22 protein-coding genes and 1 pseudogene are annotated in these 23,695 nt (G+C 74.7%); 10 read left to right on the top strand and 13 right to left on the bottom strand.

Annotation, left to right across the window (positions count from 1 at the left end):
• Positions 1-5: 5 nt before the first annotated feature.
• From ABTY59_RS28930 to ABTY59_RS28915, 4 genes are read left to right on the top strand one after another with little or no spacing between them, the layout of a single operon-like run.
• Positions 6-839, top strand: a complete 834-nt coding sequence (locus ABTY59_RS28930) for a M55 family metallopeptidase (protein ID WP_352021988.1) — start codon at positions 6-8, stop codon at positions 837-839.
• Entirely contained in the window at positions 832-2,166 is a 1,335-nt protein-coding gene (locus ABTY59_RS28925) for a M20/M25/M40 family metallo-hydrolase (RefSeq protein ID WP_352021987.1), read from the top strand. The genes ABTY59_RS28930 and ABTY59_RS28925 overlap by 8 nt, the downstream gene beginning before the upstream one ends.
• A 23-nt stretch (positions 2,167-2,189) precedes the next feature.
• The gene (locus ABTY59_RS28920) at positions 2,190-4,208 is read left to right on the top strand and encodes a S9 family peptidase (RefSeq protein ID WP_352021986.1); all 2,019 of its coding nucleotides are present in this window, start codon (positions 2,190-2,192) and stop codon (positions 4,206-4,208) included.
• Positions 4,205-5,140, top strand: coding sequence for a S66 peptidase family protein (locus tag ABTY59_RS28915; protein WP_352021985.1), 936 nt, complete (start codon positions 4,205-4,207; stop codon positions 5,138-5,140). Before ABTY59_RS28920 ends, ABTY59_RS28915 begins: the two co-directional genes overlap by 4 nt.
• 489 nt (positions 5,141-5,629) lie before the next feature.
• On the opposite strand, the gene ABTY59_RS28910 is transcribed toward ABTY59_RS28915, so the two are convergent.
• The gene (locus tag ABTY59_RS28910) at positions 5,630-6,283 is read right to left on the bottom strand and encodes a GntR family transcriptional regulator (RefSeq protein ID WP_352021984.1); all 654 of its coding nucleotides are present in this window, start codon (positions 6,281-6,283) and stop codon (positions 5,630-5,632) included.
• 202 nt (positions 6,284-6,485) lie between these two features.
• Here ABTY59_RS28910 and ABTY59_RS28905 point away from each other — a divergent pair, with 202 nt between their 5' ends.
• Positions 6,486-8,270 (top strand): CocE/NonD family hydrolase, encoded by a 1,785-nt coding sequence (locus ABTY59_RS28905; protein WP_352022065.1) that lies wholly within the window; start codon positions 6,486-6,488, stop codon positions 8,268-8,270.
• 170 nt (positions 8,271-8,440) lie between these two features.
• Here ABTY59_RS28905 and ABTY59_RS28900 read toward each other — a convergent pair whose 3' ends face one another.
• Entirely contained in the window at positions 8,441-9,529 is a 1,089-nt protein-coding gene (locus ABTY59_RS28900; RefSeq protein WP_352021983.1) for an adenosine deaminase, read from the bottom strand.
• A 166-nt stretch (positions 9,530-9,695) separates the two neighbouring features.
• A complete protein-coding gene (locus ABTY59_RS28895) occupies positions 9,696-10,460 on the bottom strand; it encodes a GntR family transcriptional regulator (RefSeq protein ID WP_352021982.1) in 765 nt (254 codons plus the stop codon).
• Between the two features lie 281 nt (positions 10,461-10,741).
• On the opposite strand from ABTY59_RS28895, the gene ABTY59_RS28890 reads away from it, so the two are divergent.
• Together ABTY59_RS28890 and ABTY59_RS28885 are read left to right on the top strand one after the other, a co-directional pair.
• Positions 10,742-11,092, top strand: a complete 351-nt coding sequence (locus tag ABTY59_RS28890; protein WP_352021981.1) for a hypothetical protein — start codon at positions 10,742-10,744, stop codon at positions 11,090-11,092.
• A 329-nt stretch (positions 11,093-11,421) separates the two neighbouring features.
• Positions 11,422-11,970, top strand: a complete 549-nt coding sequence (locus ABTY59_RS28885) for a GNAT family N-acetyltransferase (protein WP_352021980.1) — start codon at positions 11,422-11,424, stop codon at positions 11,968-11,970.
• On the opposite strand, the gene ABTY59_RS28880 is transcribed toward ABTY59_RS28885, so the two are convergent.
• On the bottom strand, positions 11,967-12,299 hold the full coding sequence (locus ABTY59_RS28880) for a DUF6204 family protein (protein ID WP_352021979.1): 333 nt from the start codon (positions 12,297-12,299) through the stop codon (positions 11,967-11,969). The genes ABTY59_RS28885 and ABTY59_RS28880 overlap by 4 nt on opposite strands.
• 186 nt (positions 12,300-12,485) lie before the next feature.
• Between ABTY59_RS28880 and ABTY59_RS28875 the strand changes: the two genes are divergently transcribed.
• Positions 12,486-14,441 carry a DUF5107 domain-containing protein gene (locus tag ABTY59_RS28875; protein WP_352021978.1) on the top strand — a complete coding sequence of 652 codons (1,956 nt, stop codon included), beginning with the start codon at positions 12,486-12,488 and terminating at the stop codon, positions 14,439-14,441.
• 85 nt (positions 14,442-14,526) lie between these two features.
• Here the strand turns inward: ABTY59_RS28875 and ABTY59_RS28870 are convergent, their stop codons facing one another.
• The 8 genes and pseudogenes from ABTY59_RS28870 to ABTY59_RS28835 form a co-directional block, all read right to left on the bottom strand.
• A complete protein-coding gene (locus ABTY59_RS28870; RefSeq protein ID WP_352022064.1) occupies positions 14,527-15,363 on the bottom strand; it encodes a methyltransferase domain-containing protein in 837 nt (278 codons plus the stop codon).
• Positions 15,364-15,543: 180 nt separating this feature from the next.
• A pseudogene (locus tag ABTY59_RS28865) lies at positions 15,544-15,960 on the bottom strand (GNAT family N-acetyltransferase); the annotation flags it as partial.
• 122 nt (positions 15,961-16,082) lie between these two features.
• Positions 16,083-16,727, bottom strand: a complete 645-nt coding sequence (locus ABTY59_RS28860; RefSeq protein WP_352021977.1) for a contact-dependent growth inhibition system immunity protein — start codon at positions 16,725-16,727, stop codon at positions 16,083-16,085.
• Between the two features lie 10 nt (positions 16,728-16,737).
• A complete protein-coding gene (locus ABTY59_RS28855) occupies positions 16,738-17,073 on the bottom strand; it encodes an RNase A-like domain-containing protein (RefSeq protein WP_352021976.1) in 336 nt (111 codons plus the stop codon).
• A 1-nt stretch (position 17,074) separates the two neighbouring features.
• Positions 17,075-17,374: a WXG100 family type VII secretion target gene (locus ABTY59_RS28850; protein ID WP_352021975.1), complete on the bottom strand. Its 300-nt coding sequence runs from the start codon at positions 17,372-17,374 to the stop codon at positions 17,075-17,077.
• A 59-nt stretch (positions 17,375-17,433) separates the two neighbouring features.
• Positions 17,434-17,826, bottom strand: a complete 393-nt coding sequence (locus ABTY59_RS28845) for a WXG100 family type VII secretion target (protein ID WP_352021974.1) — start codon at positions 17,824-17,826, stop codon at positions 17,434-17,436.
• Positions 17,820-18,506, bottom strand: coding sequence for a hypothetical protein (locus ABTY59_RS28840; RefSeq protein WP_352021973.1), 687 nt, complete (start codon positions 18,504-18,506; stop codon positions 17,820-17,822). The genes ABTY59_RS28845 and ABTY59_RS28840 overlap by 7 nt, the downstream gene beginning before the upstream one ends.
• Before the next feature lie 10 nt (positions 18,507-18,516).
• Entirely contained in the window at positions 18,517-20,376 is a 1,860-nt protein-coding gene (locus tag ABTY59_RS28835; protein WP_352021972.1) for an RNase A-like domain-containing protein, read from the bottom strand.
• Positions 20,377-20,697: 321 nt separating this feature from the next.
• Here ABTY59_RS28835 and ABTY59_RS28830 point away from each other — a divergent pair, with 321 nt between their 5' ends.
• Both ABTY59_RS28830 and ABTY59_RS28825 read left to right on the top strand, forming a co-directional pair.
• Positions 20,698-21,930, top strand: coding sequence for an aminotransferase class I/II-fold pyridoxal phosphate-dependent enzyme (locus tag ABTY59_RS28830; protein ID WP_352021971.1), 1,233 nt, complete (start codon positions 20,698-20,700; stop codon positions 21,928-21,930).
• Between the two features lie 55 nt (positions 21,931-21,985).
• Positions 21,986-23,023: an MBL fold metallo-hydrolase gene (locus ABTY59_RS28825; protein ID WP_352021970.1), complete on the top strand. Its 1,038-nt coding sequence runs from the start codon at positions 21,986-21,988 to the stop codon at positions 23,021-23,023.
• Here ABTY59_RS28825 and ABTY59_RS28820 read toward each other — a convergent pair.
• Positions 23,003-23,656: a DedA family protein gene (locus ABTY59_RS28820; protein WP_352022063.1), complete on the bottom strand. Its 654-nt coding sequence runs from the start codon at positions 23,654-23,656 to the stop codon at positions 23,003-23,005. The two genes, ABTY59_RS28825 and ABTY59_RS28820, sit on opposite strands and share 21 nt — an antisense overlap.
• Positions 23,657-23,695: the final 39 nt, after the last annotated feature.

The following is a 23,695-nucleotide window of genomic DNA, read 5'->3' as shown; positions in this document are numbered from 1 at the left end:
CAGACATGAAGATCCTCATCAGCGCCGACATGGAGGGCGCGACCGGTGTGACCTGGCCCGCCGACGTGCTGCCCGGCACGCCGCAGTGGGAGCGGTGCCGCGCGATGTTCACGTCCGACGTGAACGCCGCCGTGCTCGGCTTCTTCGACGGCGGCGCGGACGAGGTCCTCATCAACGAGGCGCACTGGTCCATGCGGAACCTGCTCCTGGAGCGGCTCGACGAGCGGGCCGAGATGCTCACCGGACGCCACAAGTCCCTCTCGATGGTCGAGGGCGTGCAGCACGGGGACGTCGACGGCATCGCCTTCGTCGGCTATCACACCGGTGCGGGCACCGAGGGCGTCCTCGCCCACACCTACCTCGCCAACTCGATCACCGGCGTCTGGCTCGACGGCGAGCGGGCGAGCGAGGGCCTGCTCAACGCCCATGTGGTCGCGGAGTACGGCGTGCCCGTCGTGCTCGTCACCGGCGACGACCTGACCTGCGAGGACGCCCTGGGGTACGCGCCGGAGGCGCCCAAGGTCGCCGTCAAGGACCACGTCTCGCGGTACGCGGCGGTGTGCCGCCCGCCGGCCAGGACCGCCGCCGACATCCGGGCGGCGGCGAAGACCGGCGCGGCCCTCGCCGTCCGGCACGAGCCGGTGAGGGGCGGCCCGTTCACCGTGGAGCTGGAGTTCGACGCCGAGCACCTGGGCGCCGCCGCCACGGTGGTTCCCGGCGTGGCGCGGAGCGGCGAGCGGCGCGTCGCCTACACCAGCGCGACGATGTACGAGGCAATCCGCACGTTCAAAGCGGTCACGACGATCGTCTCGGCCGCGGTGGAGGAGCAGTATGGCTGAGCAGGTCCGGGGCCCGGACACGACGGCGCTCGACGAGGTGGTCACGTTCACCTCCGAGCTCATCCGCATCGACACCACCAACCGGGGCGGCGGCGACTGCCGCGAGCGGCCGGCCGCCGAGTACGTCGCCGAGCGGCTCGCGGACGCCGGGATCGAGCCGGCCCTCCTGGAGCGGACCCCCGGCCGCACCAACGTGGTGGCGCGCATCCCCGGCACCGATCCCTCGGCCGAGGCGCTCCTCGTCCACGGCCACCTGGACGTGGTGCCCGCCGACCCCGCCGAATGGACCGTGCACCCCTTCTCCGGGGAGGTCCGCGACGGGGTCGTATGGGGGCGCGGCGCCGTCGACATGAAGAACATGGACGCGATGGTCCTGGCCGTCGTCCGCTCCTGGGCCCGCCACGGCGCCCGGCCCCGCCGCGACATCGTCCTCGCCTACACCGCGGACGAGGAGGCCAGCGCCGAGGACGGTTCCGGCTTCCTCGCCGACCGGCACGCGGCCCTGTTCGAGGGCTGTACGGAGGGGATCAGCGAGTCCGGGGCGTTCAGCTTCCACCCGCAGCCCGGCACCACCCTCTACCCGATCGCGGCGGGCGAGCGGGGCACCGCCTGGCTCAAGCTCACCGCCCACGGCCGGGCCGGCCACGGCTCCAAGGTGAACACGGCCAACGCCGTGACCCGCCTCGCCACGGCCGTCGCCAGGATCGGCAACCACACCTGGCCGGTACGCATCACCGCGACCGTCCGCGCCGCCCTCACCGAACTGGCCGCGCTGTACGGCATCGACGTCGACACGAGCGCCCGCGACCTCGACGTCGACCTCCTCCTCGACAAGCTCGGCCCGGCCGCCGCGCTCGTCGCGCCGACCCTCCGCAACAGCTCCAACCCGACGATGCTGGACGCCGGTTACAAGGTCAACGTCATCCCGGGACAGGCCGTCGCCCACATCGACGGGCGGATGCTGCCCGGCACGGAGGAGGAGTTCGCCGCCACCATGGACCTGCTCACCGGGCCCGACGTGGAATGGGAGTTCCACCACCGCGAGGTGCCGCTGGAGGCCCCGGTCGACTCGCCGACCTTCGCCAAGCTCCGGGCCGCCGTCGAGCGCTTCGACCCCGCCGGGCACGTCGTGCCGTTCACCATGTCCGGCGGCACCGACGCCAAGCAGTTCTCCCGGCTCGGCATCACCGGCTACGGCTTCTCGCCGCTCCGGCTGCCCCCGGACCTCGACTACGGGGCACTGTTCCACGGAGTCGACGAGCGCGTGCCGGTGGACGCCCTGCACTTCGGCGTCCGGGTGCTCGACCACTACCTGAAGTCCGCCTAGGCCGGGACGGCGGAGGCAGGCCCATGACAGGGGGAGAAGCCATGGCCACGACCACGGCCGCCTACGGTAGCTGGCCGTCACCCGTCGGCGCGGAGCTCGCCGCAGCGCACGACGGGCGGCCCGAGTACCTCGGCGCCGTCGGTGACGAACTGTGGTGGACCGCGCCCCGGCCCGCCGAGGGCGGCCGGCGCGCCCTGGTCCGCCGGCGAGCCGACGGCACGGAGGAGAGCCTGCTGCCCGCCCCGTGGAACGTGCGCAGCCGGGTGATCGAGTACGGCGGACAGCCCTGGGCGGCTGTCGAGCGCCCGGCGGACGGACCGCTCGCCGTGTTCTGCCACTTCCCCGACCAGCGGCTCTACGCGTACGAGCCCGACGCCCCCGGTACGGCGCCGCGGCCGCTGACGCCCGTCTCCGCCGTCGGCGGCGGGCTGCGCTGGGCGGACCCGGTCATCCGCCCGGACCTCGGGGAGGTGTGGTGCGTCCTGGAGGAGTTCACCGGTCCCGCTCCGACCGATGTGCGGCGCGTCCTCGCCGCCGTCCCCCTCGACGGCTCGGCAGCCGAGGACCGCGGCGCCGTCCGTGAGCTCTCCGACGGGCGCCACCGGTTCGTGACCGGCCCCCGGCTCTCCCCGGACGGCCGCCGGGCGGCCTGGATCGCCTGGGACCACCCCCGGATGCCCTGGGACGGCACCGAGGTCCGGCTCGCCGAGGTCACCCCCGAGGGCACCTTCCGCGCGACCCGGACCGTCGCCGGCGGGACCGCCGAGTCGGTCCCCCAGGCCGACTGGGACGCGGCGGGCCGGCTGCTGTTCGTCAGCGACCGCACCGGCTGGTGGAACCTCTACCGCGCGGAGGTCGGCGCCGACGGCGGCCTCGCCGAACCGGAGGCGCTCTGCCCCCGCCCCGAGGAGTTCGGCGGCCCCCTCTGGAAGATCGGCCTGCGCTGGTTCACGCCCCTGGAGAACGGGCTGATCGCCGTCGTCCACGGCCGCGGCACCACCACCCTCGGCATCCTCGACCCCGAGCGCCGTGCGCTCGTCGACGCCGGCGGGACCCGCACGGAGTGGGCCTCCACCCTCGCCGCGCACGGCACCCGGGTGGTCGGCGTCGCCGCCTCGCCCCACCGCTCCTACGAGCTCGTCGAGCTCGACACCCGCACCGGCCGCAGCCGCGTGGTCGGCGCCGCCCACACCGACGCCGTGGACCCCGCCCACCTTCCCGAACCCCGCCTCCGCACCTTCACCGGACCCGGCGGACGGGAGATCCACGCCCAGGTGTACCCGCCGCACCACCCCGGGTACGCCGGGCCCGAGGGCGAGCTGCCGCCCTATGTGATCTGGGCGCACGGCGGACCCACCGGCCATGCCCCGCTCGTCCTCGACCTGGAGATCGCCTACTTCACCTCGCGGGGGATCGGCGTCGCCGAGGTCAACTACGGCGGCTCCACCGGATACGGCCGGGAGTACCGGGAGCGGCTGCGCGAGCAGTGGGGCGTCGTCGACGTCGAGGACTGCGCGGCCGTGGCGGCGGCGCTCGCCGCCGAGGGCACCGCCGATCCGGCCCGGCTCGCCGTGCGCGGCGGCAGCGCGGGCGGCTGGACGACCGCCGCCTCCCTGGTCTCCACCGACGTGTACGCCTGCGGCACGATCATCTACCCCATCCTCGACCTGCGGGGCTGGGCCACCGACGAGACCCACGACTTCGAGTCCCAGTACCTCCACGGACTCGTCGGACCGCTCGACGAGGTGCCCGCCCGCTACAAGGAGCGCTCGCCGATCGAGCACGTCGACCGCGTCACGGCCCCGTTCCTCCTGCTCCAGGGCCTCGACGACGTCATCTGCCCGCCCGCCCAGGCCGAGCGCTTCCTCGCCCGCACCGCCGGCCGGGGCGTCCCGCACGCCTACCTCGCCTTCGAGGGGGAGGGGCACGGCTTCCGCAGGGCCGACACCATGGTCCGCGCCCTGGAGGCGGAACTCGCCCTGTACGTCAGGACCTTCGGCATCGACCGTACGGACGTCCCGGACCTGGAGTACCGCAGGTGACCCCGGTCGAGGCCCTCACCCGGGCCGAGCGGCTCGGGCCCGGGGCGCGGGTCGCCGTCGTCGCGCCCAGCGGGCCGGTCCCCGAGGAGCGGCTCGCGGCCGGGCTGGACGTCCTGCGCGGCTGGGGCCTGGAACCGGTGGTGGCCCCGCACGTCCTGCGCACCCACCCCGCCCTCGGGTACCTCGCGGGCGACGACCGGGCCAGGGCCCGCGACCTGACCGAGGCCTGGTGCGACCCCTCCGTCGCGGCCGTGCTCTGCGCCCGTGGTGGCTTCGGCGCCCAGCGGATGGTGGACCTCGTGGACTGGGCGGCGATCCGGGCCGCCGGACCCAAGGCCTTCGTCGGCTACAGCGACGTCACCGCCCTGCACGAGGCCTTCGCCGTGCGCGCGGGCTTCGCCACCCTGCACGGCCCGATGGTCGCCGCCGGCACGTTCCTGTCGGATCCGGCCACCCAGGAGTCCCTGCGCGCCACCCTCTTCGAGCCCGAGACGGTCCGGGTGCTCGCCCCGGGGACGGCGCGGGCCCTGGTGCCCGGCCGGGCCAGGGGCGTGACGCTCGGCGGCTGCGTCAGCCTCCTCGCCGCCGACCTCGGCACCCCGTACGCGCGTGCCTCGGCGCGCGGCGGGCTGCTGCTCCTGGAGGACGTGGGGGAGGAGCCGTACCGCCTGGACCGCATCCTCACCCAGCTGCTGCGGTCGGGATGGCTCGACGGGGTCGCCGGCGTGGGCCTGGGCTCCTGGGAGGAGTGCGGTCCGTACGAGGAGGTGCGGGCGGTGCTCACCGACCGTCTCGGCGGGCTCGGGGTGCCGGTCGTGGAGGAGATGGGCTTCGGGCACAGCCCGACCGCGCTCACCCTGCCGCTCGGCCTGCCCGCCGTGCTCGACGCGGACACGTGCACGCTCACCCTGGAGGTACCGGCCCTGCGCTGAAAGGACCCGCACCGGACGGCCCCACGCTGGACGGCCTTGCGCTGAACGCCCCTTGCGCTGCACGGCCCTGCGCTGAACGCCCCTTGCGCTGCACGGCCCTGCGCTGAACGCCCCCTGCGCTGCACGGCCCCGCGCTGCACGGCCCCGCGCTGCACGGCCCCGCGCCGGACGGACCCACGTCCGAACGGCGGCGCGCCCCCGCCCCACGCAAGCGGAGGCGGGAGCGCGTCTCGGCGACGTCCGGCGACGTCCGGCGACGTCCGGCGACGTCCGGCGACGTCCGGTGGCGGGCCTCAGGTGCGGGCGGGTCGCAGAGGCCGGCGGACTTCGGGCGCGTGGGCGGCGCAGGTGCCGGAGGGCCTCGGGCGCCGGCGGACCTCGGGCGCGTGGGCGGGCGCGGGCAGGCCTCCGGTGGCGACGGGCCCGCCCGTTCGGTATACCGTCTGGATCATGCGGCGATGACCGCGACCCGCCGCCGGGGTCGGGACCCTACTCCGGCGCCGCCCTGCGCTGGTGCGCGGCGGCCTCGTCGCGGCTGGTCTCCAGGTGACGAAGGGCCAGCTTCTCGACGCGCTCCACGTCCCGCGCCTCGATCCCCCGGTACAGCTCCTCGTGCTCGTCGGCGACGACGGTGAGGTCGTCGTGCTGCCCGAGCATCCACCGCATCCGGCTGCGCAGCGTCGCGTTGAGCTCGCTGAGCAGCGCGTTGTCGGCCAGCTCCGTGACCGTCTCGTGGAAGTCGGCGGCCGCCCGCCGGGCGGCCTGCCCGTCGCCCTTGGCCGCCGCCGCCAGCTCGGCGTCGAGGTCGGCGCGGAGCTTGGCGAGCCCCGCCCTGGTGCGGCGCTGCGCGGCGAGCCGGAAGCCCAGGATCTCCAGGGCGGACCGGACCTCGCCGAGGTCCGAGATGTCGGACGCGGTGAACTCGCGGACCACCGCCCAGGTGCGCGGGCGCGGCGTCACCAGACCCTCCGCCACCAGGTCCCGCAGGGCGTCCCGCACGGGCAGCCGGCTCACGTCCAGTTCGGCCGCGATCTCGCGCTCCACCAGCCTGCTGCCGGGTGCCCGGGTCCCGTCGATGATCTGATCGCGCAGGGCACGCGTCACCCGCTCCGATTCGGGCTTGAACTCCTCAGCGCCTGTCATGCCGCCATTCTCCCATCGAGGGGCGGGCGGCGGGGCGCGGCACCCGGCCGCCGGCGCGGGGGCGGGCGGCCTTCACTGAATCTCCGTCAACAACCTTCGTCCGGCGCGTTGACGGGGTTATGACACGTGTCACAACATGGGCCACGACCGGGTACCTACCAGTCGGTAGGTGCGGTGGCTCTCTCTCGGCGTCGCCCTCAGCGTGGAGGTCTCTGTGTCCCGTGCCGTGCCCCGATCCCGCAAGGTCCTCGCGCTCGCGGCCGGTGCGGCCGCGCTCGCCGCGCCCCTCGCCCTCGCCGCGCCCGCCACCGGGGCGGAGGTGGCCCCCGCCTCGTACACCGTCACCCCGCTCCGGTTCACCGTCGAGGCGAACGGCCGGAGTTGCGCGGTCGACGCCGACCTCTACCGGCCCGCCGGGGTCGACGCCGACCACCCCGCGCCCGCCGTCCTCGCCACCAACGGCTTCGGCGGCAGCAAGAGCGACGGCTCCACCGCCGCCATCGGCCGGGCCTTCGCCGCACGCGGCTACGTCGGCCTCGTCTACTCCGGCCTCGGCTTCGGGAAGTCCGGCTGCCTCATCTCCCTCGACGCCGCGGAGAGCGACGGCCGGGCCGCCGCCCGGCTCGTCGACTTCCTCGCCGGCACCCGCGCCGCCGACGACGGCACCCGCGCCGACTTCGTCACCCGGGACGGAGCGGGAGACCCGCGCGTCGGCATGATCGGCGGGTCCTACGGCGGCGCCGTCCAGCTCGCGACCGCCTCCGTCGACCCCCGCGTCGACGCCCTCGTCCCCCTCATCACCTGGAACGACCTGGCGTACGCGCTCGCCCCCAACGCCGCCGACCGGGCCACCCCCGGCGTCTTCAAAGGGCAGTGGGCCAACGGCTTCTACCTCATCGGCGAGGGCCAGCCGCTGCTCTCCCCCTCGCTCGACCCCAGCCGGATCAACTCCCTCGGCTGTCTGCACTTCGTCACCGACGCCTGCGACACGATCAGGCTCCTCAACTCCGGGCGCTATCCGGCCGCCGACGCGGAGAAGATGCTCGCCTACGCCCGCAGCGTCTCCCCGGTCTCCTACCTGGACCGGATCACCGCCCCCACCCTCATCGTGCAGGGCCAGTCCGACAGCCTGTTCAACCTCAACGAGGCGCGCGCCACCTACGACCGCCTCCGCGAGCGCGGCGTCGACACCCGGATGATCTGGCAGTCCTGGGGTCACAGCGGAGGGCAGAAGGCCGGGGAACTCGACCTCGGGGATCCCGGGGCGAGTTACGTCGGACAGCGGATCCTCGCCTGGTTCGACCGGTACCTCCGCGAGAACCCCGCCGCGGACACCGGCCCCGCCTTCGCCTGGTACCGCGAGGGGCGGAGCGAGTACGGCACCGCCGACCGGGTCCCGGCACTCAGCCAGCGGCTGTACCTCTCCGGCGACGGAAAGCTCGTCGACGACCGCGCGAAGGTCGCCCGCGGCTCCCGGCAGTACGCCAACTGGCTGGTCCCGACCAGTCATTCGGAGTCCTCGCTCGCCGGGATGATCGGCCTTCCCGACCCCCGGCCGTACGACACCCCCGGCACCTACCTCGGCTGGACCAGCGCCCCGCTCGCCGCGCCCGTCGACCTCGTCGGCGCGCCCAGGGCGACCCTGCGGGTCGTGTCCCCGGCGACCGAGCGCGTCCAGGACTCCGGTGACGCCGCCGACAAGCTCGTCCTCTTCGCGAAGCTGTACGACGTCGCGCCCGACGGGACGAAGACCCTGGTCAACCGGCTGGTCGCGCCGGTGCGCGTCCCGGACGTCACCCGCCCCTTCACCGTCGAGCTGCCGGGCATCGTCCACCGGTACGAGACGGGTCACCGGCTGGAGTTCGTCGTCGCGGCGAGCGACACCGCGTACTCCGGCAACCGGGGCGTCAAGCCGGTGACCGTCGTCAGCGCCCCCGAGTCCACGGGGACGCTGTCCCTGCCCCTGGTGGAGGGCAGGGTCGGCTAGGGGGTGTTTCGAAAGTCCCGCACAGCACCCGCGGCGCCCGGCACGCCCCCTCGGCGCACCGGCCAAAGACCCAAGTAGCTCCGCTACGAGGGCCTTCGTCCGGCACGCCGAGCACGCACCGGACACCGCGGGCACCGCACAGGACTTTCGAAACACCCCCTAGTGCTGACCTAGAGCGCCGCGTACCCCGGGCGGACGACCTCGTCGACGAGCCGGCGCCGCTCCGGCAGCGGCAGGAACGCGGCCTCCAGGGCGGCGACCGTGAACTCCTCGAAGACCTCGGGGCCGTACCCGAAGGCGTCCACCATGTGCTGGAACTCCTCGCTCATGGTGGTGCCGGAGACCAGCCGGTTGTCCGTGTTCAGCGTGATCCGGAAGCCCAGGCGGCGCAGCTCGTCGATCGGGTGCGAGGCGTAGTCCTTCGCGGCGCCCGTCTGCAGGTTGGACGTCGGGCAGACCTCCAGGGCGATGCGGTTGTCCCGGACGTACGAGGCGAGCCGGCCCAGCGTGCCGTCCTCGGCGATGTCGTCGGTGATCCGCACGCCGTGGCCGATCCGCTCGGTGCCGCAGACCTGCACGGCCTCGTGGATCGACTCCGCGCCGACGGCCTCGCCGGCGTGGATCGTGTAGTGGCAGTTCTCCCGCTTCAGGTGCTGGAAGGCGGCGAGGTGGCGGGCCGGCGGGTTGCCGATCTCGCCGCCGGCTATGTCGAAGCCCGCCACGCCGTTGTCCCGGTGCGCGACCGTGAGCTCCGCGATCTCCAGGGAGCGGTCGGTGTGGCGCATGCCGGTGAGCAGCGCCCGGACGGTGATCCGGCCACCGGCGCGGCGCTCGCCCTCGCGGAAGCCGTCGTTGACGGCCACGACGACCTCGTCGAGGGTGAGGCCGCCCTCCAGGTGCTGCTCGGGGGCGTAGCGGATCTCGGCGTAGACGACGCCGTCCGCCGCCAGGTCCTCGGCGCACTCGGCCGCGATGCGCGTGAGTGCCGCACGGGTCTGCATGACCGCGCAGGTGTGCGCGAAGGTCTCCAGGTAGCGCTCCAGCGAGCCGGAGTCGGCGGCGTCCCGGAACCAGACCGCGAGCTCGGCCGGGTCCTCGGTCGGCAGCGCGGTGTAGCCGCACTCGCGCGCCAGCTCGACGATGGTCGCGGGACGCAGCCCGCCGTCGAGGTGGTCGTGGAGGACGGCCTTGGGAGCCCGGCGGATCCACTCGGAGACGGTGGCGGTGGCAGGCGTGGCAGGGTTGTCAGACAAGTGCATGGCGGGGAAGTGTACGCCACGACGACGCGGGCCGCTGTGACGGCCCTGACCGGACGGATACGGGGCGGCGCGCCGGACCGATACGGGGGATGCGCCGGACGTGTACGGGGTGCGCCAGGGGCATCCGCGTGCGCCGGGCGGATGCGGGCGCGCGCCGGGCGGCGGGTCAGTGCGACTGCAGCACCGGCAGCGCGGGCGTGCCGGTCGGGAGCATGTGCTTGGCCGCCAGGACGGGCGTCTCGCCGACCCGCACCACCTGGGTGACCAGGACGGCCGGAGTGTCCGCCGGGCGGCCCAGCTGGTCGCCGCGCCGCCGCCCGAGCAGCGTCGCCGTGATCCCGCTGTGCGCGTGCAGAGCCGTCTCCCGCGAGGCCCCGACCAGCACCGCGAGCATCGACACCGCCGCTCCGGCGCCCTCCGCCGCCGCCTCCGCGTCCCGCAGGGCCCGCGCGAACTCCGGGTGCACCCGGTCGAGCAGCTCGTCGGGCGCCGCCCACTCGTGGCTCAGCGCCGCCGTGGCTCCCTCCCCGGTCAGGACGGACTCCCAGAACCGCAGCTCGGCGCGGGCGGGCGCGAGCAGGTGCTGGGTGGTGAAGTCGGTCGGCTCCTCGACGGTCCTCAGCAGCGCCCGCACCCGCAGCGGGGAGCCCGCGCCGATCAGCTCCTCCAGCGGCTGGACGTGCTCGAAACCGCGCCGGGGCGGACGGTCGTTCACGGTGCGGCCCACCCCGCGCCGCACCGTGAGGACCCCGTCCTCCTGGAGCAGCAGCAGCGCCTCGCGCAGGGCTGGCCGGCTGACGCCCAGCTCGGCGGCGAGCTTCGGTTCCGAGGGGAGTGTGGAGCCCGGCGGGTAGGTGCCGTCATGGACGGCGTCCGCGATCCGCTCGTAGAGCGCCACGACCGGTCGCCGCCGCTGTCCGCTGACCGCCACGGCCCCTCCTCGTCTCGTTCCCGGCCCGGTCCGCGCCGGTCTCCGCACCACGGTAGTCGGCTCACGTTGTCTGACAAGTCACCCGTACGGCTCTCCTCGCCGTCACGGCGAGGCGCCGCGCGTCCCATTCTGGTCCCACGGCACGACGGAGGAGAGGGGCCGGGCATGAGTCCGAATCGGACACCCACAGCGGACGGCGACGCGACGTCCCGGTTCGCCGGAGCCTTCACCCCGGGCCGGATCGCGACGATCGCGGTGGCGTTCTGCGCCCGGAGGCGGAAGTGAGACGGGCCGCGGTCGTCGTCGGCGGGGCGATCCTCGCGCTCGCGGCCGTCGCCGCCTCCTCGGCCGAGGAGGCCGCCGCGCCCGACGGAGAGGCCGGGAGCGGGCCGATGCCGGACTTCCTCGACCAGAGCCTGTGGCAGGTCTTCACCCGGCTGCCCCGCCGGACCCGGCTCGACGTGCACGACGTCAGCGGCCGCGACCGGAGGGTCCTCTGGCCGCCGCGCTGGCAGGTCTGCACCCAGTACCCGGCGGCGGACACGGACCTCGACCGGCGGACGACGGTCATGATCGGAGTCGTCCGCAAGGGCGAGACCTGCCCGGCGCGCGTCCGCGAGGCCCGCCGCTGAGGGCGCCGTGCCCTGGCAGGCGGCGCGCCCGGGCCGCATGAGCGCCCGGGCCGCATGAGCGCCCGGGCTGCATGAGCGTGCCCGGGCCGCATGAGCGCCCGGGCTGCATGAGCGTGCCCGGGCCGCATGGGCGCCCCCCGGGCCGCATGAGCGCCCCCGGGCCGCATGAGCGCCCCCGGGCTGCATGACCGTGCCCGAGCCGCATGGGCGCCGCCCGGGCCGCATGAGCGCGCCCCGGCCCATGAGCGCGCCCTGGTCCGTGCGGCCCCCGGGCGGGGCGCCCGTCCCCTACGGCGCGCACCCTGCCACCGACGCATACCCTGAGGCCCATGCGCGACGACTCCCCTTCCTATCTCGCCCTCGGCCCCCGGGTCGGGCTGCGGGGGTTCTCCGTGGACGATGCCGAGGAGTTCACCGCCCGGGCCCGTGAGAGCCGGGAGCTGCACCGCCCCTGGCTCTTCCCGCCGTGCACGCACGACGCCTACGCCGTCTACGCGGGCGCGCTGATCGACGACCCGGCCCGCGCGGGCTTCCTGGTGTGCGAGCGCGCGGACGGCGCGATCGCCGGCTTCGTCAACATCAACAACATCGTCCGCGGGGCGTTCCGCAGTGGCGCCCTCGGCTACGGCGCCTTCGCGCACGCGGCCGGACGCGGACTCCTCGGCGAGGCCCTCGGCCTGGTCGTGGCGCACGCCTTCGGCCCCCTGGAGCTGCACCGTCTGGAGGCGAACATCCAACCGGGAAACACCGCCTCCCGTGCCCTCGTCCGCCGCGCGGGCTTCCGCCTGGAGGGCTTCTCGCCCGCGATGCTGCACATCGACGGGGCCTGGCGGGACCACGAGCGCTGGGCCGTCACCGACGACGCCGCATCCGGCTAGCGCTTGCGGTTGATCTTCATCGTGTCGAGGTCCGTCACCGTCGACCGCAGCGCCTTGTACCCGTGGCCCAGCCCCCGCAGCGCCGTCTCCACCCGGTCCTCGGCGATCGCGCCCGCCATCTCGTCGCCGTCCTCGGCGTCCGAGACGACGACCAGGCGGTACGAGAAGTGCTTCAGCGTCCGGTCGTAGGCCAGCGAGCCCTCCTCCGTGAACTGCATCGCCGTCAGCCCGTGCGCGTCCACCTCGGCGAGCAGCCGGGACCGGCTCTCCTCCGACAGACCGTCGAACGTCCCGCGCACGATGACCCGGTAGGTGTGCTGCGTGCCCATTCCTCGTACTCCCTGTGCCCCTGTGCCATGGTTCCCGGCCGCCAGGACGACGGCCGACCCGCCACACTACGGCGGAGGGCGCCCGTGCCGCCGGGATTATCCGGGCCCGCGGCCCCCGGCTCCTTTGCCGAAGCCTGACGTGGAGAACCCCTGGTCAGGACGGGCTGCGGCGTGTTCCATGGATCAATGACGACCGTACGACGTGCCGTACTGACGCTGCCCGCGGCCCCGTTGGGCCCGGACAACCCTCTTCCCGCACTGCGGGCCCCCGCCGGTGCCGGGGCCCACGCGGTCGACGCGCGGACCCTCGCGGAGCTTCCGCGCGACATGGCCCGGGGCATCGGGCGGGAGCCCCTGCGCAGCCTGCTCCCGGCCCCCGTGCGCGACGGCTACGGCCGCGAGCGCACCCCCGCGAACCTCGACACGATCGTGATCGAGAACGACCGGCTCCGGGTGACGGTCCTGCCCGGTCTCGGCGGCCGCGTCCACTCCCTGCACCACAAGCCCACCGGACGCGAGCTCCTCTACCGCAACCCCGTCCTGCAGCCCGCCGCCTTCGCCCTCAACGGGGCCTGGTTCTCCGGCGGCATCGAGTGGAACATCGGGGCCACCGGCCACACCGCCCTCTCCTGCTCGCCCCTGCACGCGGCGACGGTCCGCGCCCCCGACGGGGGCCCGATGCTCCGTCTGTGGGAGTGGGAGCGCCTGCGCGACCTGCCGTTCCAGGTCGACCTGTGGCTCCCGGAGGGCTCCGACTTCCTGTACGCCGGTGTCCGCGTCCGCAACCCCCACGAGCGGACCGCCCCCGTCTACTGGTGGTCGAACACCGCCGTGCCCGAGGAACGCCGGGTCCTCGCGCCCGCCGACGCGGCCTGGCACCACGGCTACGAACGCGGCCTGAACCGCCTGCCCGTGCCCGTCACGGAGGACGGCACCGACCGTTCGTACCCGCTGAACGGCACCCATGCCGCCGACTTCTTCTACGACCTGCCCGAGGAGCGGCGCCGCTGGATCGCGGCGCTCGACGCGGACGGCACGGGCCTCGTCCAGACCTCCACCGACGCGCTGCGCGGACGCAAGCTCTTCCTGTGGGGCACCGAGCGCGGCGGCCGGCGCTGGCAGGAGTGGCTCACCGAACCCGGCACCCCCGGCTACGCCGAGATACAGGCGGGACTCGCCCGCACCCAGCTGGAGCACCTGGAGCTCCCGGGCGGCGCGGAGTTCAGCTGGCTGGAGGCGTACGGGCCGCTCGCCGCCGACCCGGGCGCGGCGCTCGGCGAGGACTGGGCGGCGGCCCGCGCGGACGTCGAGCACCGCCTGGAGGCGGCACTGCCGCGCGCCGCGGTCGACGCGGCGTACACCGCGTGGCGGGCCGGAGCGGCCGACGCCGAACCGGAGACCGTCCTCGCGGCCGGCTCCGGCTGGGGAGCCCTCGAAGTCCTGCGCGGGGGACACGCGTTGCCGGGCACGCCGTTCCCCGAGTCGACGATCGGCCCCGACCAGGAACCCTGGCGGGAACTCCTGCGCACCGGCGTCCTGCCGCCCCCGGCGAAGGGCGCGGGTCCGGGCGCGCCGCTCGTCGCCGCCCCTTGGCGGGACATGCTGGAGACCGCCCCGGCCTGCCCGTCCACCGAGTACCACCTCGGCATCGCCCAGTGGCACGCCGGAGACCGCGCCCAGGCGGTACGGAGCTGGGAGCGCGGACTGCGCGGGGCAGAGGTGCGCTGGCCCCTGCTGTACTGCCTGGCCGTCGCCGACCGGGAGGACGGTCACCCGGAGCGGGCCGCCGAGCGGTTCGCGGAGGCCCTCGACGACCACGAGGAGCGGGACGGGGGCGCCGTCGTGGCCGCCGCCCTCGGGCGCGAGGGCGTGGCGGCGCTGCTCGCCACGGGCCGCGCCGGACGGGCGCGGGAGCTGTGGGCGCGGCTGCCGGACGAGGTGAGGGCGCGGGGCGCCTTCCGCTTCCTGGAGGTGCGGATCCTGCTCGCCGAGGGCCGGCCGGGCGAGGCGCGCGCCGTCTTCTACGAGGGCTTCGAGGTCGCGGACCTGCGCGAGGGCGCGGAGATCCTCGGCGAGGCCTGGGCGGAAGTCACCGACGAACCCCTGCCGGACGCGTACGAGTTCCGGATGCGCCCGAGCTGAGGGCACGGCCGTGTGCCCGCCCGCCTCCTCCTCGCGGGCACACGGCGCACGGGCTCAGGACACGCGCAGGACCTCGCCGTACCGCTCAGGGCACCCGGCACAGGATCTCGCCGTGCGGGACCATGAACCAGGCGTCGTCCTGCTCGCCCCACTCCCGCCAGGCCTTCGCGATCGACTCCAGTTCCGCGGTGGTCGCGTGGCCGCCGTCGACGGCCAGGTCGGCGTAGCCGGACGAGGTCGTACGGTCGGCCCACAGGCCGCTCCACCAGTCCCGCTCGTCGGGAGTGGCGAAGCACCAGGTGCCGGCCGTCGTGGTGATCTCGGTGAAGCCGGCCTGCCGGGCCCAGGAGAACAGCCGCCGTCCCGCGTCCGGTTCACCGCCGTTGGCGCGGGCGACCCGGTGGTACAGGTCCAGCCAGCCGTCCAGGGCGGGCCGCTCGGGGAACCAGGTGAAGGCCCCGTAGTCGCTGTCGCGGGCCGCGACGACCCCGCCGGGCCTGCACACCCGCCGCATCTCCCGCAGCGCCTGGACCGGGTCGCCGACGTGCTGCAGCACCTGATGGGCGTGGACGACGTCGAAGGAGTCGTCGGGGAAGTCCAGGGCGTGGACGTCGGCGACCGCGAACTCGACGTTCTCCAGACCGCGTTCGGCGGCCACCGCGCGCGCCTTCACCAGTACGTCCTCGGCCGCGTCGACGGCGGTCACCCGGCCGGGCGCGACCAGGTCCGCCAGGTCGGCGGTGATGGTGCCGGGCCCGCAGCCCACGTCCAGGACGTCCAGGCCGGCGCGCAGCGCGGGCAGCAGGTAGGCGGCGGAGTTGGCAGCGGTCCGCCAGGTGTGCGAGCGCAGGACGGACTCGTGGTGGCCGTGGGTGTAGACGGCGGTCTCGTGGGCCGCGGGCTGCGCGGAGGCGTGCGTCATCGAAGCGACTCCCTCGGTGTGGGTGCGTGCCTCCACCGTAAGCGGCATGGCCGAATGATGAGACCCGCGTCTTGTCATGTGGACACCCGGTCGGCTCAACAGGTCCCGGCGATAGCGGAGTTCCTCCAGCACCCTGCCGCCCGTCTCCTCCCGCACCGCCGCCCCGTCGGGCCGCCAGCCCGCAGCCTCGTAGAACCTCCGCCCGCGCGTGTTGCCCGCGAACACCCACAGCGTCGCCGTACGGAACCCGGCCGCGACGAGCGCCTCGGCGGACGCGGCGAGGAGCGCCCGCCCGACACCCGTACCCCAGACCTCCGGCAGGGCGTACAGCGCGGCGAGCTCGGCCGCGTGCTCCTCGTCCGGCCGGGCCCGGAAGCAGGAGAACGCCACCGGACGCCCGTCGTCCCCCGTCGCCACGAGCACGGAGGCCGGGTCGGGGGCGGTGAGACGGGAGCGCCAGACGGCGGCGCGCTCCTCGACGTCCAGGGCGGCGAGGTACGGGCCGGGGACCAGGCCGCGGTAGGCGGCCCGCCAGGACAGGACGTGCACGGCGGCGAGGTCCGCCGCGTCGTCGGGGAGCGCTTCACGTATCGGCATGCGGCATTCTGGCCCGGACGCCCCGGGAACGCCTCCGCGTTTCCGGACCGCCGGGCGCCGAAGCGCTTCCGGCGCTCCCCCCGACGGCGCTCCCCCGGACGGCGCTCCCCCCCCGACGGCCCTCAGCCGTCGCCGCGCAGCCGGCCGGCCAGTGCGTTCAGCCAGGATCCGTGGGTGTGCGGGGCCGGCGGATCGACCTCGAGGCCGAGCTCGGCGAGGCCGAGGACGAGCCGGTGCTCCTCCAGGGCGAGCGCGAGCAGATCGTGCAGTTCCCCCGACAGCCGGGCGACCAGACCCGGATCCGTACCGTCCAGGTAGTCGGCGAGCGCCGAGGCGTGGTCGGTGAACTCGTCCGGCATGTCCTGCGAGAACCAGCCGCCGAGGAGCTGGGCGAGTTCGGGGAAGCGGGCCTGCCACTCCCAGCGGGTGACGGGCGGTGAGGGGGGCGGCGCCTGGCCGCTCTCCAGGTTCTCCGCGAGGCGGTCGGCGAGCCCCACCAGCCAGTCGTGCAGCTCCTCGTCGGGCAGCCCGAGGTCCGGGGGCGCGTAGAACTCGCCGAGCCGGACGCGCAGCCGGCCGGGCGGGTTCGCGGCGAAGTCGCGCAGCTGCTGCTCGGCGACGGCGATCGCCCAGGGGCGGGTGCGCCAGGTGTGGCGGAGGTACCCGGTCAGGGCGTGCGGATCGCGGGCGCCGCACCCGAGGTGGGCGCGGAGGACCTGGTCGAGTTCGCCGTACTTCCGGTCGTGCTCGGCGGGCTTCAGGGACATGGGGGAGCCTCTAGAGGTAGATCGGGAAGGTGGCGTGGACGGTGAAGCCGTTCCGGGCCTCCGGGTCCCGCTTCAGCACGACGCGCGCGGCCCGCACGTCCAGGGGCTCCTGCCCCGCGAGCATCATCGCCTGGAGCAGGACGCGGCCCACGGGCTCGGGCCGGGAGGGCCAGGCGGCCTCGATGGTGAGGCGCCGGCGGGTGTCCTGGGCGAGCCATCGGTGGATCTCCTGCTCGTTGCGGGTGACCACCTGCTGGGTGGCCCACTGCGCGGTCTCCCGGTCCGGGTAGCTCGCGGCCCTGTTCGCCCGGGCGGCCGCGTCGGCGAGGGTGCTCTCGGTGGTCATCTCAGCCTCCCGTCCAGCCGCGCACCGAGGCCTGCTGCGCGGCGGAGTAGTTCGCGTGTCCGGTGCTGACGAGGGAGTGCAGCCATGCCTGGGCGGCCTGGAGGTCCTGCATCTGGCGGTCCCACGCGTCGAGTTCGTCGACGAAGGCGCTGCGTGCCTCTCCCTTCCAGGCGAGGACGACCGGCTCGGTGCGGGCGTAGAGGTCCTCCAGGCGTCCGTTCAGCTTGGCGAGGATGTCCTCCAGCTCCTGCGCGATCTCGCGCAGTGCCCCGAGGTCGACGGATATGGAGCCGTCCTGCATGGTGCGGTCCTCCTGTCCTGACGTGGCTGGCGGGCCGGCCGGTCTTCCCGGCCACGGCGCTAGATGCCGAGGATCCTGCTGCTCGGGCCGGCGTCCGGCGGGCCCTCGCCCGACAGCTCCCGTGCCTCGGCGGCGACGTCCACCGACTGCTGGGCCTTGCGCAGGCGCTGGAGCGTGTCCAGCTCCTGCGCCGTGAACCCGTCGCGGCTGAACCGGACGGCCTGTTCGAGGACGGCGAGGATCTCCCGGACGCGCACGGCGTCCTCGGCGACCCTGCGGTGCACCGCGCGGTACGCGGTGGCGGCCTCGCTCCTCCACCGGGCCTCGGCCCGGTCGACGAGCGCGTCCATCCGCCGGACCTGACCGTCCAGGTGCTGCTGCATCGCGTCCAGTTCGCCCGCGAGCCGGTCGAGGTCCTCGCCGGACACGTCGAGGTCGGCGCCGGTCACCATGTCGTTGCCTCCGTTCCGTCCCCGTGCGCTTCGGCGAAGTGGTCGAGGACCGCCCGCAGCAGCACCGTGAGGGTGTCGTGGGTCGCCCAGGGGATGGAGAACCCCAGGTTGGCGTCGAGCTCCGCCGGGGTGCGGTAGGCGAGCAGGGCCCGCTGGATCTCACCGGCCAGGGCGGCCGTCAGGGTGTGGCACTCGTCGGGGTGGCGGCCCGCGACCGAGATCCGCGCGGCCTCGGCCACCGTGTGCTCGCCCGACATGAACCGGGACGAGAACATGTTGATCGTCGCGTAGCGGACCCAGATCTCCCAGGAGGACTCGGGCAGGCGGGACGGATCCGGCGACGGCTCGGCGTCCTCGTCCCGGGTGTAGTCGGCCAGGAAGCGCAGCAGGTCCACCACCGGCCAGTCGTCGCCCGCGGCGCGGGTCAGCCTCTCGCGCGCGAAGGCCGGGAGGGAGGCCGTCCCCCTCTCGGCCACCAGGTCGGCGAGCTGGTCGAGCAGCGCGGACACGGCGGCCAGCGGCATGACCCAGGACGCCACGGAGGAGTCGCGGACGACCCGGCAGAAGCGGTCCAACTGGTCTTCGAGGCGGGGGCCGTCGGGTGCCTGCGCCCGGATCGCCAGGTCGAGCACCCTGCCGATCGGCCCGGCGTCGAAGAGCGCTTCGCTGTGATCGGTCACCTGCCGCATCCTACGTACGCTCCTTGGCAGGGTACGAGCTCAGCACGACGAACTGCTGGGTGGTCGGGTCGAACCTGAGGGTGAAGTGGATGCCCTTGACCTCCTGGGGCGCGCTGTCACCGGCGGCGACCGAGAGCCCGGTGACCTCCGGGAAGTCGAAGTTGTCGTCGAAGGTCCTGTTGGCCGGGTCGTAGTTCGAGGGTTCCCCCTTCTTCAGCTTCTCCTCGTGCTCCGCCCACTTCTCCCGCTGGTTCTTGAGCCACGCGTTGATCTTCCTGCCCATCTGGGTGTCGTCGAGAGCGGCCTGGGTGAACCTCTGCGCCGAATAGAGGTTCTCGAAGGACGAGGCCGGCGGCTGGGGGCCGCCTCCGGGCTTCGCCTGGTCCCGCAGCCGTGCCGCGAGCTGGTCGGGGGTCAGACCGACGTGCTTGTCGATGGTGTGGGCGTCGCTGACCCCCTCCATGGACGCCAGCTCGATCGGATAGCGGCGGATCGTCGTCTGCGCGTTCTCGTCGATCGGCAGGAACTTCGGGCTGAACTCGAACAGGGCGCGGGCGCCGAACGCCTCGGCGCGGGCCATCTGCGACTGGAAGGTGGGGACGGAGCGGCGCGCCTCCTCCAGGGCCTCGCGCTGGGCGCCGACGATCACCTTCTGGTTCCGGATCGCGAACTCGTAGTCGTCGACGGCGGCGTTGACCTTGGAGACGTCGATGTTGGCCAGGATCTGGGCGAGGACCTGCACGCCGAGCGTCCCCAGTGCCGAGGCCACCTTCTTGATGTTGTCCCAGATGCTCTTGTCGGGGTCGACGATCTGCAGGGCGTCCGTGATCGCCTTGTGGAGGATGTTCCGCAGGGTGGTGCGTACCGTCTCCGCGGCCCTGGCGTACTCCACGAGCGCGCTGTCGAGGGTCGACGCGGTCTTCGTCAGGACGCCGAGCACGGGATGGTTCATGCCGCCGCTGGTCGAGGTGTCGTGTGCCCACGAGTTCCCGAACCGGGTCTGCCCCCAGCTCGTGGTCCCCCAGAGCGAACTGCAGAACCAGCGCATCGCGTCGTACCAGGGCCCCTGCGAGGTGTCCGTGACGGAGGCGATGGTCTGGATCAGCTGCCCGTCGACGCTGCCCGCGGTGAAGACGTAGCCGCGCCAGAGATGGGCGACCTCCCGGACGTGGTGGTAGTTCGGCAGCGGCAGGATCTCCAGCGCCCGGCCGGCCCGGAGGGCGTGCTCGACGGCCGCGCGGACGACGTCCCCGGCGACCGTGCCGTCCAGCACGTCGAGGAAGTCCTCGACGGGGTTCGCGCCGCTGTCGCCGAGGGGGGTGGCCGGCCCGTACTGGGGCTCCGAGAACATCACCGGGGGCTGCCCGCGGGGGGTGAAGGGCGGCGCCTGCGGGTGGGTGGCGGCGTCCGCGGCGCCGAAGTTGTTGGCCGTCTCGTTGAAACCGACGGCGGCTCCGCCGATCGCGACCACCGTCTTCGCGTGCGTCTCCAGGAAGATCCCGACCACCGCCAGGTACTCCTGGGAGAACTCCACCGCCGCGCTCCCCTTGCCGCCCACCCGCGTGTAGGAGGCGAGCTCCCGCACCAGCCGGCCGGCCACGTCGTGGAACGAGTGCTGCTCGACGGCGAGCGCGTCCGTGACCTGGTACAGGTGGAGGGGCGTGACGTCGAGGACGCCGTTCACCACGATGGGGCCCACGGGCGGGGCGGGCGGGGGCATCGGCGGTGGCGCCTGCGTGCCCGTCGGCGGGGCCGCCGTCGCGCCGGGAGCGGCCGGCGACTGCTGCGCCGCCGGGGCCGGGACGGCCGGTGTGCCCGGACTCCGTCCCTGGGGCGGCAGCTGGGTGGCGCCGGGCGTGGGCGTACTCATCTCCCGGGCCCGACGGTCAGCTGCGTCGAGCGTGCTCCGGATGGTTCGGCGTACCTCGGCATGCGTCCCGCCCCCTGCTGTCCGCGTTGCGAGCGAACGTAGCAACTGGGCATGGATGGAAGGGAGTTACCTCAGGGAACATGGCCGGAATCGAGCTGCCGCCGAACCCCGGCGGGCGCGTTCCCGCCCTCGATGGGCCGGCCCCGCCGGGAGGGAGCGTGCCCGCAACGGGGGACCTGAAGGGGCGGAACCGTCCGAACCTTCGTATAAAGGGCAAGGGGTGCCCGCCCGGCGCCCCCGTGCGCTCAGGAGGTACGGGACATGCGGCAGACGGCTCCGGAAGGCCGTGGCCCGGTGCGCTACGGACCTCCCGCACCCGACACCGGCCTTCCCGTCCTGCCCGGACTCGCCGCGCTCGCCGCCGCCGCCGTCACCCGGACCGCCCCCGAGCCGCCCGGCGGCGGACCCGTGCTGCGCGAGGCCGCAGCCGGCTACTGGTGGCGCCGCGGCCTGCGCACCCACCCCGAGGACGTCGTGGCCGCCCCCGGCGCCCCGGTCCTCCTCCTCGCCCTGCTCGCCGCCCACGGCGGCGACCTCCTGCTGCCCCGCCCCTGCCCCGCCTGGTGGACCCCGCAGGCCCGGCTCCTCGGTCGCCCCGCCTACCACGTGCCCACCCCCGCGGAGGCGGGCGGCGTCCCCGACCCGTACGCCCTCCTGGAGACCGTGCGGCGGGTCCGCGCCGAGGGCGGCGACCCCCGCGTCCTGCTCCTCTCGGTCGCCGACGACCCCACCGCCACCGTCGCCCCGCCCGAACTCCTCCGCGAGGCCTGCGAGGCGGCCGTCGCCGAGGGCCTCCACGTCATCAGCGACGAGACCTGGCGCGACACCCTCCACGACCCGCACGACACGGTGCTCCTCAGCCCCGCCCAGATGTGCCCCGACGACGTCACCGTCCTCGCCGACCTCGGCGGCGCCCTCACCCCCGCCGCCTGGCCCTGCGCCGTCGCCCGCTTCCCGCCCACCGACCCGTCCCGCGCCGACCGCTGGGCCGACCGCAGGGCGCGGGTCCTCGACGTGCTCACCGCCCTCGGCGCCCTCGTTCCCGGACCCCTGGCCCCGGCCGTGGCCCACGCCCTCGACGAACCCGAGGACCTCACCGGACCCGCCCGCCGCGCCGCCGCCGTCCACGGCCGCCTCGCCGCCGCCGCGCACCGCGCCGTCCTCGGCGCGGGAGCGCTCGCCCGGCCCCCGCGCGCCGGCCGCCACCTCTACGCCGACCTCGGCCCGCTGCGCGCCGGGCTCGCCGCCCGGGGCGTCGCCGACTCCCTGGAGCTGGAGAGCCACCTCACCGCGCGGCTCGGCGCCCCGACGACCGGCGGCCACCGGTTCGGCGACGAACTCGGCGCGCTGCGCGTCAGGTTCGGCACCGGCATGTTCCTCGGCGCCGACGAGGAACGGCGCGCCGAGACCCTCGCGGCCGAGGACCCGGTGGAACTGCCCCACGTGGCCCGCGCGCTGGAGGAGTTCGGGGGAGCCCTGGAGGAACTCCGATGAAGACGGCCACCGGATCCCGCAGACCTGCCACGAACGAGCGGAACGGAGTCCGCAGATGACCGAACGGACGGCACCCCCCGCCCGGCCCGGACAGGCCCCGGACCACCCCGGCCAGGTCGCCCCCGCCCCCGTCCTGCAGCCCCTCGGCCGGCTGCGGCACGACTGGCCCCGCACCTTCGCCGACCGGCTCACCGCACCCCTCCCCGGTGTCCGCGCGCTGGCCCGTCTCGCCCGCGAGGGAGCCGTACGCCCCCGTCCCGAGGGTCTCCGCGACATCCCCCTGCTGCCCTTCGAGCCCGGCCCGCTGCCGCCCGCCGGGCCCGACACGCTCGCCGTCACCTGGGCCGGGCACGCCAGCTGGGTCCTGCGCGTCGGCGGACTCACCGTCCTCACCGATCCCGTCTGGTCCCGGCGCATCCTGGGCACGCCGGCCCGGCTCACCCCCGTCGGGGTCCGCTGGGAGGACCTCCCGCGCGTCGACGCCGTCGTCATCAGCCACAACCACTTCGACCACCTCGACGGCCCCACGCTCAAGCGGCTGCCCCGGCACACCCCGGTCCTCGTCCCGGCCGGACTCGGCCGCTGGTTCACCCGCCGCCGCTTCACCCGCGTCACCGAGCTCGACTGGTGGGAGGCCGCCGAACTCGACGGCGTCCGCTTCGACTTCGTCCCCGCGCACCACTGGTCCAAGCGCACCCTCCTGGACACCTGCCGCTCCCTGTGGGGCGGCTGGGTGCTCACCGACCGCGCCGGACGCCGGGTCCACTTCGCCGGGGACACCGGATACGGCCACTGGTTCGGCGAGATCGGCCGCCGCTACCCCGGGATCGATCTGGCGCTGCTCCCGATCGGCGCCTACGACCCCCGCTGGTGGCTCAGCGACGTCCACACCGACCCCGAGGAGGCGGTCCGCGCCCACCAGGACCTCGGCGCCCGGCGCATGGCGCCCATGCACTGGGCCACGTTCGTGCTGTCCTCCGAGCCCGTCCTCGAACCCCTCACCCGCGTCCGCGCCGCCTGGGAGAAGGCCGGTCTGCGGCGGGAGGACCTGTGGGACCTGCCGGTCGGCGGCTCACGGGTGCTCGTGCCCTGACGGCGCCTCGGGGCCCGCCTTCCGGGGCGTGCCCCGGACCCGCCGCCACAGCGCCGGGGCCGCGCTGACGAGCACCGTGAGGCCCACCGCCGCGACCACGCCCTGCCACGGCTCGGGGAAGAGGGAACCGCCCAGGATCCCGATCAGCTGGTACGTCGCCGCCCACGCCAGGCACGCGGCCGCGTCCCCCCGGACGAAGCGGCGCAGCGGCATCTCCGCGAGCAGGCACGCCAGCATCACGGGGATCCGTCCCGCCGGGACGAGCCGGGACAGCACGAGCACCGACACCTGGTGCGTGTCGAGCCGTTCCTGCGCGTGCGCGAGCCGCTCCGGCGTCACGCGGGACCGCAGCGCCGCCAGCCACCTCGAACCGTTGCGGGAGCGGACCCCGCGCTGCCCGAGCCAGTAGAGGGCCGTGTCGCCGAGCAGCGCGGCGGACGCCGCCACCAGGAACACGTACAGCAGCGCGAACGGCGCGGACTGGTGGAAGGCGACCACCGCCGCGGAACTGACGATCGCGCCCGTCGGCACGACCGGCACGAGCGCGCCGAGCGCGACGAGCAGGAACAGCGAGGGATATCCGACCGCCTGCTGCGTCGACTCCGGCGGCAGCTCGCGGACCGCCGTGACCATCCCGGTGAGCCCACCGATCACCGGGCGCCCTCCCGCGGC

The sequence above is a fragment of the Streptomyces sp. NPDC096079 genome (genome assembly GCF_040303145.1).
Taxonomy (GTDB): domain Bacteria; phylum Actinomycetota; class Actinomycetes; order Streptomycetales; family Streptomycetaceae; genus Streptomyces.
Note: the sequence above shows the minus strand (reverse complement) of the source record. Positions and strands in the feature narration are given on the sequence as shown.